We start from the raw sequence: 14,129 nt of genomic DNA, 5'->3' as shown, positions 1-14,129 counted from the left end.
CCTTTCTCCGCGTCCGGCGCCGGGGCGCGATGATCTGGGTCAAGGCGCGCCGAATCGGCCCGGGGTCGGGCGCGCGCTGCCACCGGCGTGGTCGATTGCACAATTTCTGGGCGATGCGCGGGGGCCGGGGGCGGAATTTCGGGGGGTGGGCCGAAAAGGCTTGACGGGGGCGGCCAGCAACGAACCAATCCGTAATTGGTAACGCACCAATCACCGGTTGGTGCAACTCAAGGTGGAGCGACAGGGTGGACACGCGGCACGTTCCCGCATCCGAGACCGACAACGCCTCGGCCGCGCGCGACCGGATCCGGGACCTGATCCGGGCCGGCGCGATCGAAGCCGACGGCAAGCTGCCGACCGAGCGCGAGCTCTGCGCGCGCTTCGGTGTCAGCCGCCGGGCGGTGCGCCGGGCGCTCGACGCGCTGGAGGCCGAGGGGCTGGTGTGGCGCCGGCAGGGCAAGGGCACCTTCGTGGGCGAGCCGCCCGATCCCGGCGGGCACCTCGCCGCGATGATCGCCCCCGACACCGACCCCCTGAGCGTGATGGAGGCCCGCCTGGCGCTGGAGCCGGAACTGGCGGCGCTGGCCGCGCGGCGGGCCACCGCCGAGGACGTGGCGCGGCTGCGCGCGCTGGCCGAACGCACGGCGCAGGCCACCGACGCCGACGCGGCCGAGCTGTGGGACGGCTCGCTGCACCGGATGATCGCGCGGCTGGCCGGCAACCCGATCCTGCGCGCGGCCTTCACGCTGGTGAACGAGGTCCGCCACCAGCAGCGCTGGCAGACCGAGCGGCAGCAGGCGCGGTCGCCCGAGCTGGTCGCGGAATACGGCCGCCAGCACGGGCGCATCATCGACGCCATCGACGACCGCGACGAGGCCGCCGCGCGCGAGGCGATGCGCGCGCACCTCGACGCGCTGAAGCAGAACCTCGAGCGTATCCGGCACCGGGAGATGGCGCGATGACCGGGCCGCTGCTGGAGGTGCGCGGGCTGACGGTGGCGCTCAAGGGCGTCGGGCAGCCGATCGTGGACGACGTGGGCTTTGCGCTCGCCCCGGGCGAGACGCTGTGCCTGGTGGGGGAATCGGGCTGCGGCAAGAGCCTGACCTCGCTGGCGCTGATGGGGCTGTTGCAGTCGCCGCCGCTGAAGGTGATCGCCGGCACCGCGCGCTTCGCGGGCGAGGACCTGCTGGCGATGGACACCGCCCGCCTGCGCGAGATCCGCGGCGGCCGCATGGCGATGATCTTCCAGGAGCCGATGACCTCGCTGAACCCGGGGCTTCGGATCGGCGAGCAGATCGCGGAATCGGTGCGCCGGCACAAGGGCGTGGGCCAGGCCGAGGCGCGGGCCCGCGCGCTGGAGATGCTTCGCCGCGTGCGCATCCCCGCGCCGGAAAAGCGGCTGGACGAGTTCCCGCACCAGCTGTCGGGGGGCATGAGGCAGCGGGCGATGATCGCCATGGCGCTGGCCAACGACCCCGAACTGCTGATCGCGGACGAGCCGACCACGGCGCTGGATGTGACCATCCAGGCGCAGATCCTGAAGCTGATGAAGAGCCTGCAGCAGGACACCGGCGCGGCGATGGTGCTGATCACCCACGACCTGGGCGTGGTGGCCGAGATGGCCGACAAGGTGGCCGTCATGTACGGCGGCCGCATCGTCGAGGCGGGGACGGCCGAGCAGCTGTTCACCGACCCGCAGCACCCCTACACGATCGGGCTGATGTCCTCGATGCCGTCGCTGGGCGACCGCCGCGCGCGGCTGGTGACGGTGCCGGGCACGGTGCCGCCGCCCGGCGCGATGCCGCCCGGCTGCCGCTTCGCCACCCGCTGCCCGTTCGCCACCGCGGCCTGCGATGCCGCGCCCGCCCTGCGCGACCTGGGGGCGGGGCATGGCGTGGCCTGCCACTTCGCCCCCCTCGTCGCCGGGGACCTGCCGCAGCTGAGGAGCACCGGGACATGACCGCGATCCTGTCGGCCCGCGACCTGCGGCGCGAATTCGTGACCAAGCGCCCGCTGTTCGGCGCCCCCACGGTGGTGCGGGCGGTCGACGGCGTGTCGCTCGACATCGCCGCCGGCGAGACCTTTGCCATCGTGGGCGAGTCGGGCTGCGGCAAGTCCACGCTGGCACGCCTCCTGCTGCGCCTCATCGACCCCACGGGCGGCGAGGTCTGGTACGACGGCGAGGACCTGGCGCACCTGCCGGCCGACCGGATGCGCGCGCTGCGCCGCGACCTGCAGTTCATCTTCCAGGACCCGTTTTCGTCGCTGAACCCGCAGATGAGCGTCGGCGCCCTGATCGAGGAGCCGATGCGCGCCCACGGGATCGGCACGCCGGCCGAGCGCCGCGCGCGGGTCGCCGACCTGCTGTCGCGCGTGGGCCTGCGCCCCGAGCACGCCGACCGCTACCCGCACGAGTTCTCGGGCGGCCAGCGCCAGCGCATCGGCATCGCCCGCGCGCTGGCCTCGGGGCCGAAGGTGCTGATCGGGGACGAGCCGGTCAGCGCGCTGGACGTGTCGATCCAGGCGCAGGTGGTGAACCTGCTCGAGGACCTGAAGGACGAATTCGGCCTGACGCTGGTCATCATCGCCCACGACCTTGCCGTGATCCGGCACATGGCGACGCGGGTGGCGGTGATGTACCTGGGCGAGGTGGTGGAGCTGGCCCCCGCGGCCGACCTCTACGCCGCGCCCAAGCATCCCTACACCGAGACGCTGCTGGCCGCGATCCCGGTGGCGGCATGGGGCGCGCGCCCCGCCCGCACGCTGGTCGAGGGCGACCCGCCGAACCCCATCGCGCCGCCGCCCGGCTGCCGGTTCCACCCGCGCTGCCCCTACGCCACCGACATCTGCCGGACCGAGCGCCCGGTGCTGACGGACGCCGGCGAGGGGCGCAGCGTCGCCTGCCACCGCGCCGCCGAGCTGAGCCTTGCCGGCCTCGACGGCGCCGAGCCCGGCCGCAGCCCCGCCGCCGCGGCGCGCTTTGCGCTCTATGCCCGCGCCATGGCGGGCGACCCCGATAAGACGAACGACCCGGAAACCGGGCAAACCCAACCCCGACAGACTGGAGACTGACCTGATGGCAAAAACGAAAACCGTGGTTCTGGCGCTGGCCTTCGGGCTCGCGGCCTCGGCCGCCGGCGCGCAGGACCTGCGCATCGGCCTGCAGGACGATGCCGACGTGCTCGACCCCGACCAGGGCCGCACCTTCGTGGGGCGGATCGTGTTCGACTCGCTGTGCGACAAGCTGGTGGACATCACCCCCGACCTCGAGATCGTGCCGCAGCTGGCCACCGGCTGGGAGTGGTCCGAGGACGGGCTGATCCTGACCATGACGCTGCGCGAGGGCGTGGTGTTCCATGACGGCACGCCGTTCAACGCCGAGGCCGTGGCCGCCAACATCGACCGCAGCCAGAACCTGCCCGAGAGCCGCCGCGCCTCGGAGCTGAGCTCGATCACCGGGGTCGAGGTGGTGGACGAGTTCACCATCCGCTTCACCCTCGGCGCCCCGGACGCCACGCTGCTCGCGCAGCTGTCGGACCGCGCCGGCATGATGATCTCGCCGACCGCCGCCGAGGCCGCGGGCCTCGACTTCGGCCTCAACCCGGTCTGCTCGGGCCCCTACCAGTTCGTCGAGCGCATCCAGCAGGACCGCATCGTCCTGTCGCGCTTTGCCGACTACTGGAACGCCGACGCCTATGCCTTCGAGACCGTGACCTTCCTGCCGATCCCCGACACCACCGTGCGTCTGGCGAACCTGCGGGCGGGCGACCTCGACATGCTCGAGCGGCTGTCGGCGACCGACGTGGCCTCGGTGCGCGGCGACGACGCGCTGGCGATGGCCGAGGCGACCTCGCTGGGCTACCAGGCGATGACCATCAACGTCGGCAACGGCGACGAGGCGAACGGCCCGCTGGGCATGGACGCCCGCGTGCGCCAGGCCCTGTCGCTGTCGATCGACCGCAACGTGGTGAACCAGGTCGTGTTCGAGGGCGCCTTCGCCCCCGGCAACCAGCCCTGGCCGCCGACCTCGCCCTGGTACAACGACGCCTTCCCGATCCCCGAGCGTGACGTGGAAGCCGCCCGTGCGCTGCTGGCCGAGGCGGGCTATCCCGACGGCGTGGACATCCGCGTGCAGGTCGCCAACAACCCGGTGCAGCTGCAGGTGATGCAGGTGATCCAGGCGATGGCGGGCGAGGCGGGCATCCGCATCTCGCTGGAGGCCAAGGAATTCGCCACGCTGCTGTCCGACCAGACGGCGGGCGCCTACCAGGCGAGCCAGGTCGGCTGGTCCGGCCGCGTCGATCCCGACGGGAACATCCACCAGTTCCTGACCACCGGCGGCGGCATCAACGACTCGGGCTACTCCAACGCCGAGGTCGACCGCCTGCTGAACGAGGCCCGCGTGTCCAACGACATCGACGCCCGCCGCGCCGCCTACAACGCCGCGAGCGAGATCCTGATGTCGGACCTGCCGATCGTCTACCTCTATCACCCGGTCTGGATCTGGGCGATGGACGCCGACATCGAGGGCTTCGTCGCCTACCCCGACGGCATGATCCGTCTGGCCGGCGTGACCATGGCCGAATGACGGCCTGACCCGACCCGGGCCGCGCGACCCTCTCTCTCCCCGCGCGGCCCGGTTTCCCGTTTCCCCCCTGTCCCCCGCAGCCCCGGAGCGCCGCCCATGCTCGCCTTCATCGGACGCCGCCTGCTGATCGCGATCCCGACGATCATCCTGATCTCGATCTTCGTCTTCACGCTGCAGAAACTGCTGCCGGGCGACCCGGTGCTGGTGCTGGCCGGCGAGGAGCGCGACCCGGCCGTGCTGGAATACCTGCGCGAGCAGTACCGCCTGAACGACCCCATCATCGTCCAGTACTTCACCTGGATCGGCAACGCGCTGCAGGGCGACCTCGGCATCTCGCTGCGCACCCAGCAGCCGGTGCTGGAGCTGATCGCGCAGAAGCTGCCGGTCACGATCCAGCTGGCCACCATGGCGCTGGTGATCGCCATCGTGATCGGCGTGCCGGCGGGCGTCTTGTCGGCCTACAAGAAGGGCACCTGGATCGACTGGGTCGCCAACGTGGTGGCCCTGTCCGGCCTGTCGGTGCCGAACTTCTGGCTCGGGATCATGATGATCCTGCTGATTTCCGTGCAGCTGGGCTGGCTGCCGGCCTCGGGCTACCAGCCGTTTTCCGAAGACCCGCTGCAATCCATCAAGACCATGCTGATGCCGGCCTTCGTGCTGGGCACGGGCATCGCCGCCACGCTGATGCGCCACACGCGGTCGGCGATGCTGTCCGTCCTGAAATCCGACTACATCCGCACCGCGCGGGCCAAGGGCCTGGCCGAGCGGGTGGTGCTGGTGAAACACGCGCTCAGGAACGCGCTGGTGCCGATCGTCACGGTGACCACGCTGCTGTTCGGCGAACTTCTGGCCGGCGCCGTGCTGACCGAGCAGATCTTCACCATCCCGGGCTTCGGCAAGCTGGTCGTCGATGCCGTGTTCAACCGCGACTACGCGGTGGTGCAGGGGATCGTGCTGTGCACCGGGGTCGCCTTCATCTTCATGAACCTTCTGGCCGACGTGGCCTACCGCGTCCTCAACCCGCGCATGAGGGACAGATGAGCACCGTCGCCACCACCCCCGCCGCCGCCGCCGCCGCCGAGGCGCTGCCCCGCAAGCAAAGCCGCGTCTGGCGCAAGTTCCGCGCCAACAAGGCCGCGCTCCTCGGGGGCGCCATCGTGGCCTTCTTCGTCATCGTCGCGCTGCTGGCCCCGCTCCTGCCGATCGTCGACCCGACGGCGACCGACTGGCTGGCGGTGCGGCAGGCGCCGTCCGCCGTGCATCCCTTCGGCACCGACGAGATCGGGCGCAGCGTGCTGTCGCGCATGGTCTGGGGGGCGCAGGCGTCGCTCCTGGCCGGTGTCGTGTCGGTCGCCATCGCGGTGTGCCTCGGCGTGCCGCTGGGGGTGATGGCGGGCTATCTCGGCGGCTGGACCGATGCCGCCATCAGCCGCGTGACCGAGGCGATGCTGGCCGCGCCCTTCCTGATCCTCGCCATCGCGCTGGCGGCCTTCCTCGGGCCGTCGCTGACCAACGCGATGATCGCCATCGGCCTCAGCGCCATGCCGATTTTCATCCGCCTCGCCCGAGGCCAGACAATGCAGGTGATGACCGAGGATTACGTCGAAAGCGCCCGCGCCGTGGGCCTGACCCACTGGGCGCTGGTGACCCGCTACATCCTGCCCAACATTTTCCCGCCGATCCTGGTGCAGTCGACGCTGACCATCGCCACCGCGATCATCGCCGAGGCGTCGCTGTCCTTCCTCGGGCTCGGCCAGCAGCCGCCCGCGCCCAGCTGGGGCTCGATGCTGAACGTGGCCAAGAACTTCCTCGAACAGGCGCCCTGGATGGCGCTCTACCCCGGCGCCGCGATCTTCCTCGTGGTGCTCGGCTTCAACCTTCTCGGCGACGGGCTGCGCGACGCGCTCGATCCCCGCGACCACTGAAAAAAGACGGCAACAGGAACAGGTCCATGAGTTTCACGACGCGCCCCGAGATCACCGGCACCTTCGGTGTCGCCACCTCCACCCACTGGATCGCCTCGGCGGTGGGGATGAAGATCCTCGAGCAGGGCGGCAATGCCTTCGACGCGGCCGCCGCCATGGGCTTTACCCTGCAGGTGGTCGAGCCGCACCTGAACGGGCCGCTGGGGGACATGCCGCTCCTGATGCGGACGGCGGGGGCCGATGCGCCGGTGATGGTCTGCGGGCAGGGCACCGCGCCCGCGGGCGCGACCATCGCGCATTACAAGGCCGAGGGGCTGACGCTGGTCCCGGGCTCGGGCCTGCTGGCCACCGTCGTGCCGGGCGCTTTCGGGGCGTGGATGCTGATGCTGCGCGACCACGGCAGCTTGGCCCTCCGCGACATCCTCGCGCCCGCGATCTACTACGCGCGCCACGGCCACCCGGTGCTGCCGCGCGTGGCCAACACCATCGCGGGGCTGGGGGATTTCTTCCGCGACGAATGGCCGACCTCCCATGCCGTCTGGATGCCGGGCGGCGTGGCGCCCAAGGCCGGCGCGCTGTTCGCCAACCCCGACCTCGCCGACACCTGGGATCGGCTGCTGACCGAGGCCGAGACCGCGCCGACCCGCGAGGGCCAGATGGAGGCCGCGCGGCGGGCCTTCTACGAGGGCTTCATCGCGGAAGCCATCGACAGCTACCTGCGGGACGCCTGCGTGATGGACGCCGCGGGCGCGCGTCGCAAGGGCGTGCTGACGGGGCAGGACATGGCGACGTGGCAGGCGACCTACGAGGCGCCGCTGTCGGTCGACTACCACGGCTGGCGGGTGTGGAAGGGCGGGCTCTGGACCCAGGGGCCGACGCTGCTGCAGTCGCTGATGACGCTGTCGGGCGTGGACGTCGCGTCGATGGACCTGCGCGGGGCCGAGTTCGTCCACACCGTCACCGAGACGATCAAGCTGTCCGCCGCCGACCGCGAGGCCTACTACGGCGACCCGCTGCACGTCGACCTGCCCGTCGAGACGCTGCTGTCGGCCGAGTATGCCGCCACGCGCCGCGCGCTGATCGGGGACACCGCGTCGCTGGAGCAGCGCCCGGGCCACATCGCGGGCTACGAGGCCTGGGCCAAGGCCGCCATCGCGCGGGCGGGCCGCGACATGGCCGCGGGGCCGGGCGTGGGGGCAGGGGAGCCGACCATGGCCCACCTGACCGAAAAGCGCGGCGACACCGTGCACATCGACGTCATCGACCGCTGGGGCAACTCGGTCTCGGCCACGCCCTCGGGCGGCTGGCTGCAATCCTCGCCCATCGTGCCGGGCCTGGGGATGCCGCTCAACAGTCGCGCGCAGATGTTCTGGCTGGACGAGGGGCTGCCGACCTCGCTCGCGCCCGGTCGGCGGCCGCGCACGACGCTGTCGCCCTCGATGGCGGAAACGGACGGTCTGCAACTCGCCTTCGGCACGCCGGGCGGCGACCAGCAGGACCAGTGGCAGCTGATCCTGTTCCTGCGCCTGGTGCACGGGCAGATGAACCTGCAGGAAGGCATCGACGCGCCGCTGTTCCACACCGGGCACTTCCAGTCCTCCTTCTACCCGCGCGGCACGCGCCCCGGCCACCTGATGGCCGAGCCCGCCTTTGGCGAGGCGGTGCTGCAGGCGCTCCGCGACAAGGGCCACGACGTCGAGGTGGCCGAGCCCTGGACCGTCGGCCGCCTGACCGCCGCGTCGCGCGATGCCGACGGGCTGTTGAAGGCGGCCGCCACCCCGCGGCTGATGCAGGCCTACGCGATCGGACGCTAACCGCCCCCCAGACCGGGGCACAGAGCAGGAAAGAAAAACGACCATGACCTATTCGATTGTCGCGCGCGACCCCGACACCGGCCAGTACGGTGTCGCGGTCGCGAGCCGTTTCTTCGCGGTGGGGGCGCTGGTCCCCCATATCCGCGGCGGGAAATGCGCCGTCGCCACCCAGGCCTTCGTCAGCCCGATCTGGGGCCTCGAGGCCGCCGACCGCATGGCCGCCGGCGAGGCGGCCGGCGAGGTCCTGGCCGATCTGGTCCGCCGCGACGGCGGCCAGGCGATCCGGCAGGCCCACATGATCGACGCCGAGGGGCGCGTCGCCGCCCACACCGGGCGCAACTGCGTCGACTGGTGCGGCCACGTGTCCGACGAGGGCGTGTCGGTCGCGGGCAACATGCTGGCGGGCGAGGCGGTGATCGTGGGCACGCTCTGCGCCTACACGAAGAACCGGCACCTGCCCTTCGCCGAACGCCTGATGAAGGCGATGGAGGCCGGGCAGCTGGCCGGCGGGGACAAGCGCGGCACGCAATCCGCGGCGCTGGTCATCCACCGGACCGAGGATTACCCGTGGATCTCGCTGCGCGCCGACGACCACGCCGACCCGCTGGGGGAGCTGCGCCGTCTCTACGACGTGGCCCACGAACGGTTCCTGCACGTGGCCGACGCCATGCCCACGCGGGCGAATTTCTCGGGCGTGACCGACCGCAGCGGCATCGACGCGGCCATCGCCGCCGAGGAGGCGCGGCGCAAGGCCGAGGGCCGGGTCAGCCGGTCCTTCGCCACGCGGCTCGACGCCTGATCAGCGCGTCCGCAGCGCCTGCGGCGTGACGCCGAACTGGCGCCGGAACATCCGGGTCATCGCGGAGGCGTCGGCATAGCCCACACGCCCCGCGATCTCGGTCACGCTGAGGGTCGTGTCCTGCACCAGCCGCTGCGCCTCGGCCATGCGGATCGCGGCGTAGAGACCTTGGGGCGTGCGCCCCGCCGCCGCCCGGCAGCGCATTTCCAGCCCGCGCTGGCTGATCCCCAGCCGCCGGGCGATCTCGGGGATCGGCAGGGGCGGCTCCAGGTGCCGCCGCATCAGCGCGGCGGCGGCGCGCAGCACCCGGTCGCGGGCGAGGCCGGGGGGCGCTGCGGGGGCCGCGGGCCGTTCGCCATGCATGAACAGCGCCGCCACGTCGAGGCTGAGCATCGGGCCGTGGTGCTGGGCGATCAGCTCCAGCATCAGCTCCAGCGTCGTGGTCGCGCCGCCGCAGCTGACCCGGTCGCGGTCGATCACCACGCGGTCGGGGACGACCTCGACCTCGGGCCAGCCCTCCGCGAATTCGTCCAGCACGTCCCAGTGCGAGGTCGCGCGATACCCGTCCATCAGCCCCGCGGCGGCGAGGAGCAGGCTGCCGGTGTCGAGCCCGCCCACCGCCCCGCAGCGCCGCGCCGCCGCCCGCAGCGCCCGGAGCGTGGCGGGCTTGGCGAAATCGCGGTGGCCGTAGCTGGGCATCACCAGCAGGTAATCGGCCCCGGCCAGCCCCGACAGCGCCGTGTCGGGCGTCACCGGCAGCCCCGAGGAGGACCGCACCGGGCCCGCGTCGAGGCCGACATGCGTCCAGCGGTAGAGCGGCTTCTTCGACAGGGTGTTGGCCGCGCGCAAGGGTTCCACCGCGTTGGCGAGGCAGAGGTTGGAGAAGGACGGGAACAGGAGGATGGCGACGTGGGTCGGTCCTGGGGTGGGCACGGGCGGAATTTTCGAATCCTGCAGGATGAGGCGCCAAGTCTGCAGGATGCCCGCAGCGGCCGCTTCCTAGCAAGGGGCAGATGCAGGGAGGGCGTCATGGAGTTCGGTCTGACATCCGAGCAGGAGATGATCGTCGACACGGTCCGCAGCTTTGTCGAGACCGAGATCTACCCCCACGAGGCCGAGGTGGAGCGCACCGGCGAGGTGCCGCCCGATCTGGCCGCCGAACTGCGCCGCAAGGTCATCGAGATGGGGTTCTGGGCCTGCAACTTCCCCGAGGAGGTGGGCGGCGGGGGCCTGAACCACCTCGAATTCACGCTGGTCGAGCGCGAGCTGGGCCGCGGGTCGATGGCGCTGACGCATTTCTTCGGGCGGCCGCAGAACATCCTGATGGCCTGCGAGGGCGAGCAGCGCGACCGCTACCTGCTGCCCGCCGTCCGGGGCGAGCGGATGGACGCGCTGGCCATGACCGAGCCCGACGCGGGGTCGGACGTGCGGGGCATGAAATGCACCGCGGTGCGGGACGGCGGCGACTGGGTGCTGAACGGCACCAAGCATTTCATCTCGGGCGCGGACCACGCCGATTTCTTCATCGTCTTTGCCGCGACCGGGGTCGACGACACGCCGCACGGGCCGAAGAAGCGGATCACCTGCTTCCTGGTCGACCGCGGCCACCCGGGCTTTACCGTGCGCGACGGCTACAGGTCGGTCAGCCACCGGGGCTACAAGAACTGCATCCTCGAATTCGACGACTGCCGGCTGCCGGCGGGCCAGGTCCTGGGCGCGGTCGACGGCGGATTCGACGTGATGAACACCTGGCTCTATGCCACCCGCCTGACGGTGGCGGCCTTTTCCGTGGGCCGCGCGCGGCGCTGCTTTGACCACGCCGTCCAATGGGCCGCCGAGCGGCGCCAGTTCGGGCAGGCCATCGCCAAGTTCCAGGGCGTCAGTTTCCAGGTGGCCGACATGATCACCGAGATCGACGCCGCCGACTGGCTGACGCTGGCGGCGGCCTGGCGGCTCGACCGGGGGCTGCCGGCCAACCGCGAGATCGCCAGCGCCAAGCTCTACGCCACCGAGATGCTGGCGCGGGTGACGGACACGACGCTGCAGATCCATGGCGGCATGGGGCTGATGGACGACCTGCCGATCGAGCGGTTCTGGCGCGACGCGCGGGTCGAACGGATCTGGGACGGCACCTCCGAGATCCAGCGCCACATCATCGGGCGCGAGATCTTCCGCCCGCTGGGCGCCTGACATGCAGCCCCTGTCGCGCCTGCTGCGCCCGCGTTCCATCGCCGTGGTGGGCGGGGGCGCGTGGTGCGCCAATGTCATCGCCGAGTGCCGCAAGATCGGCTTTGCCGGGCCGGTCTGGCCCGTCCATGCCACCAAGCGCGAGATCGCGGGGCTGCCGGCCTTCGCCTCGGTCGCCGACCTGCCCGGGGCCCCCGACGCGGCCTTTGTCGGCGTCAACCGCGGGGCCACGGTGGAGGTCGTGCGCGCGCTGGCCGAGCGGGGCGCGGGGGGTGCCGTCTGCTTCGCCTCGGGCTTCCGCGAGTCGAAGTCCGAGACCGGCGATGGCGACACGCTGGAGGCGGCGCTGGTCGCCGCCGCGGGGTCCATGCGCATCCTGGGCCCGAACTGCTACGGGTTTCTCAACCTGCTCGACGGCGCGGCGCTCTGGCCCGATCAGCATGGCGGCCTGCGGACCGGGCGGGGCGTGGCGCTGGTCACGCAATCGTCGAACATCGCGATCAACCTGACCATGCAGACCCGCGGCCTGCCGGTGGCCTACGTGGTGACGGCCGGCAACCAGGCGCAGACGGGGCTGGCCGAGATCGCGGCCGCGGTGCTGGCCGACGACCGGGTCACGGCGCTGGGGCTGCACGTGGAGGGGATCGGCGACCTCGGCGCCTTTGCCGCGATGGCGCGGGCGGCCGGCAAGCCGATCGTGGCGATCAAGGCGGGCGCCTCCGAGCAGTCGCGGGTGGCGGCGGTGTCGCACACCGGGTCGCTGGCCGGCAGCGCGGCGGGGGCGCGGGCGCTGTTCGACCGGCTGGGCGTCGCGCAGGTGGAAACGCTGGCCGAGCTGCTGGAGACGCTGAAACTGCTGCACGTGGCCGGGCCGCTGGCCGGGACGCGGCTCGCCTCGATGTCCTGCTCGGGGGGCGAGGCGGGGCTGATGGCCGATGCCGCGGCGCGGACCGGGCTGGTCTGCCCGCCGCTGGTGCCCACGCAGGCGGCGGCGCTGCGGGCGGCGCTGGGGCCCAAGGTGGCGCTGGCCAACCCGCTGGATTACCACACCTACATCTGGGGCGACCGGGCCGCGATCACGGCGACCTTCACCGCGATGATGGCCGGGCCGGTCGACATCGGGGCGGTGGTGCTGGATTTCCCGCGCCCCGACCGTTGCGACGGCGCGGCCTGGGAGATCGTGGTCGATGCCGTCGCCGACACCGCCGCGGCGGCGGGCAAGCCCATGGCGATCCTGTCGAGCCTGCCCGAGACGATGCCGGAACCCGCCGCGCAGGCGATGGTGGCGCGCGGGATCGTGCCGCTCTGCGGCATGGCCGAGGGGCTGGCCGCCATCGCCGCCGCGGGCCGGGCGCGGCCGGGGCGGGCGGGGGCGCTGCTGGTGCCGGGGCCGGAGCCGCGGGCGGTGCGGCTTCTGACCGAGGCCGAGGGCAAGGCGGTGCTGGCCGCCCACGGCGTGCCGGTGCCGCGGCGGGCCGAGGCGGCGAGCGCCGGGGAGGCCGCCGCCCGCGCGGCGGAGATCGGCTTTCCGGTGGTGCTCAAGGCGCTTGGCGTCGCGCACAAGACCGAGGCCGGGGCGGTGGCGCTGGGGCTGGCCGATGCCGACGCGGTGGAGGCTGCGGCCACGCGGATGGGTGGCGCGGCGTTTCTTGTAGAAGAAATGGTGACGGGGGCCGTGGCCGAGGTGCTGGTGGGCATCCTGCGCGACCCGGCGCACGGCTTCGTCCTGACGCTGGGGGCGGGCGGCGTGATGGCCGAGATCCTGGGCGACACCCTGTCCTTGAGCGTGCCGGCCACGGCCAGCGAGATCGAGGCCGCGCTGGCCGGGCTGCGCTGCGGCCCGCTCCTGTCGGGCTACCGGGGCCGGCCGTCCGCGGACATGCCGGCACTGGTCGCCGCGATCCTGTCGGTGCAGGATTGCGCCGTGGCCCATGCCGGTGCCTTGATGGAGCTGGAGATCAACCCCCTGATCGCGACGCCGGACCGCGCCGTCGCGGTCGACGCCCTGATCCGACTGGGAGACACGCCATGACCGACACTCCGATCCGCACGGCCCGCCGCGGCGCGGTGCTGGAGGTGACGCTGGACCGGCCCAAGGCCAACGCCATCGACGCGGCCACCAGCCGGATCATGGGCGAGGTGTTCACGGAATTCCGCGACGACCCCGACCTGCGCGTCGCCATCCTGACCGGCGCGGGGGAGAAATTCTTCTGCCCCGGCTGGGACCTCAAGGCCGCCGCAGCCGGCGAGGCACCCGACACCGACTACGGCGTCGGGGGCTTCGGCGGGTTGCAGGAGCTGCGGGGGCTGAACAAGCCGGTGATCGCCGCGGTGAACGGCATCTGCTGCGGCGGGGGGCTGGAGATCGCGCTGTGCGCCGACATGATCCTGGCGGCGGACCACGCGACCTTCGCGCTGCCCGAGATCCGGTCGGGGACGGTGGCCGACGCCGCCTCGCTCAAGCTGCCCAAGCGCATCCCCTACCACATCGCCATGGAACTCCTGTTCACCGGGCGCTGGTTCGATGCCGCCGAGGCCGCGCATTGGGGGCTGGTGAACCGGGTGATGCCGGCAGGCGAATTGATGGACGCGGCGCGCGCGATGGCCGACGATCTGGCCGCCGGCCCGCCGCTGGTCTTTGCCGCGATCAAGGAGATCGTGCGCGAGGCCGAGGCGATGCGGTTCCACGACGCGCTGAACCGGATCACGCGCAGCCAGTTCGAGACGGTGGAACGCCTCTACCGCTCGGAGGACCAGAAGGAAGGGGCGCGCGCCTTCGCCGAGAAGCGCGACCCGGTGTGGAAAGGAAAATAGCG

The 14,129-nt window shown here is 72.1% G+C and carries 12 protein-coding genes; 11 read left to right on the top strand and 1 reads right to left on the bottom strand.

Going from position 1 to position 14,129, the window contains the following annotated elements:
• Positions 1-245 precede the first annotated feature (245 nt).
• The 8 genes from HCU73_RS18885 to HCU73_RS13910 all read left to right on the top strand — a co-directional run bounded on the left by HCU73_RS18885 (position 246) and on the right by HCU73_RS13910 (position 9,126).
• On the top strand, positions 246-962 hold the full coding sequence (locus HCU73_RS18885; protein WP_168624083.1) for an FCD domain-containing protein: 717 nt from the start codon (positions 246-248) through the stop codon (positions 960-962).
• Positions 959-1,960: an ABC transporter ATP-binding protein gene (locus tag HCU73_RS13940; RefSeq protein WP_168624082.1), complete on the top strand. Its 1,002-nt coding sequence runs from the start codon at positions 959-961 to the stop codon at positions 1,958-1,960. The genes HCU73_RS18885 and HCU73_RS13940 overlap by 4 nt, the downstream gene beginning before the upstream one ends.
• A complete protein-coding gene (locus tag HCU73_RS13935) occupies positions 1,957-3,072 on the top strand; it encodes an ABC transporter ATP-binding protein (RefSeq protein ID WP_168624081.1) in 1,116 nt (371 codons plus the stop codon). Before HCU73_RS13940 ends, HCU73_RS13935 begins: the two co-directional genes overlap by 4 nt.
• 4 nt (positions 3,073-3,076) lie before the next feature.
• Positions 3,077-4,588 (top strand): ABC transporter substrate-binding protein, encoded by a 1,512-nt coding sequence (locus tag HCU73_RS13930; RefSeq protein WP_168624080.1) that lies wholly within the window; start codon positions 3,077-3,079, stop codon positions 4,586-4,588.
• A gap of 96 nt (positions 4,589-4,684) precedes the next feature.
• Positions 4,685-5,629 carry an ABC transporter permease gene (locus HCU73_RS13925; protein ID WP_168624079.1) on the top strand — a complete coding sequence of 315 codons (945 nt, stop codon included), beginning with the start codon at positions 4,685-4,687 and terminating at the stop codon, positions 5,627-5,629.
• The gene (locus tag HCU73_RS13920; RefSeq protein WP_168624078.1) at positions 5,626-6,513 is read left to right on the top strand and encodes an ABC transporter permease; all 888 of its coding nucleotides are present in this window, start codon (positions 5,626-5,628) and stop codon (positions 6,511-6,513) included. Before HCU73_RS13925 ends, HCU73_RS13920 begins: the two co-directional genes overlap by 4 nt.
• A 26-nt stretch (positions 6,514-6,539) precedes the next feature.
• Positions 6,540-8,327, top strand: coding sequence for a gamma-glutamyltransferase family protein (locus HCU73_RS13915; RefSeq protein WP_168624077.1), 1,788 nt, complete (start codon positions 6,540-6,542; stop codon positions 8,325-8,327).
• Between the two features lie 43 nt (positions 8,328-8,370).
• Positions 8,371-9,126, top strand: a complete 756-nt coding sequence (locus tag HCU73_RS13910; RefSeq protein WP_168624076.1) for a DUF1028 domain-containing protein — start codon at positions 8,371-8,373, stop codon at positions 9,124-9,126.
• On the opposite strand, the gene HCU73_RS13905 is transcribed toward HCU73_RS13910, so the two are convergent.
• Positions 9,127-10,059, bottom strand: coding sequence for a GlxA family transcriptional regulator (locus HCU73_RS13905; protein ID WP_338052123.1), 933 nt, complete (start codon positions 10,057-10,059; stop codon positions 9,127-9,129).
• Positions 10,060-10,155: 96 nt separating this feature from the next.
• Between HCU73_RS13905 and HCU73_RS13900 the strand changes: the two genes are divergently transcribed.
• The 3 genes from HCU73_RS13900 to HCU73_RS13890 are packed head-to-tail and all read left to right on the top strand — an operon-like array spanning position 10,156 to position 14,127.
• Positions 10,156-11,316: an acyl-CoA dehydrogenase family protein gene (locus tag HCU73_RS13900; protein ID WP_168624075.1), complete on the top strand. Its 1,161-nt coding sequence runs from the start codon at positions 10,156-10,158 to the stop codon at positions 11,314-11,316.
• Between the two features lies 1 nt (position 11,317).
• Complete coding sequence (locus tag HCU73_RS13895; protein WP_168624074.1) at positions 11,318-13,345, top strand: acetate--CoA ligase family protein; 2,028 nt, start codon at positions 11,318-11,320, stop codon at positions 13,343-13,345.
• Positions 13,342-14,127, top strand: coding sequence for a carnitinyl-CoA dehydratase (locus HCU73_RS13890; protein ID WP_168624073.1), 786 nt, complete (start codon positions 13,342-13,344; stop codon positions 14,125-14,127). Before HCU73_RS13895 ends, HCU73_RS13890 begins: the two co-directional genes overlap by 4 nt.
• Positions 14,128-14,129 lie beyond the last annotated feature (2 nt).

This window comes from Roseicyclus persicicus, from assembly GCF_012395815.1.
GTDB lineage: Bacteria > Pseudomonadota > Alphaproteobacteria > Rhodobacterales > Rhodobacteraceae > Roseicyclus > Roseicyclus persicicus.
The sequence above is the reverse complement of the archived record's forward strand: the minus strand, read 5'-3'. Positions and strand labels throughout refer to the sequence as shown.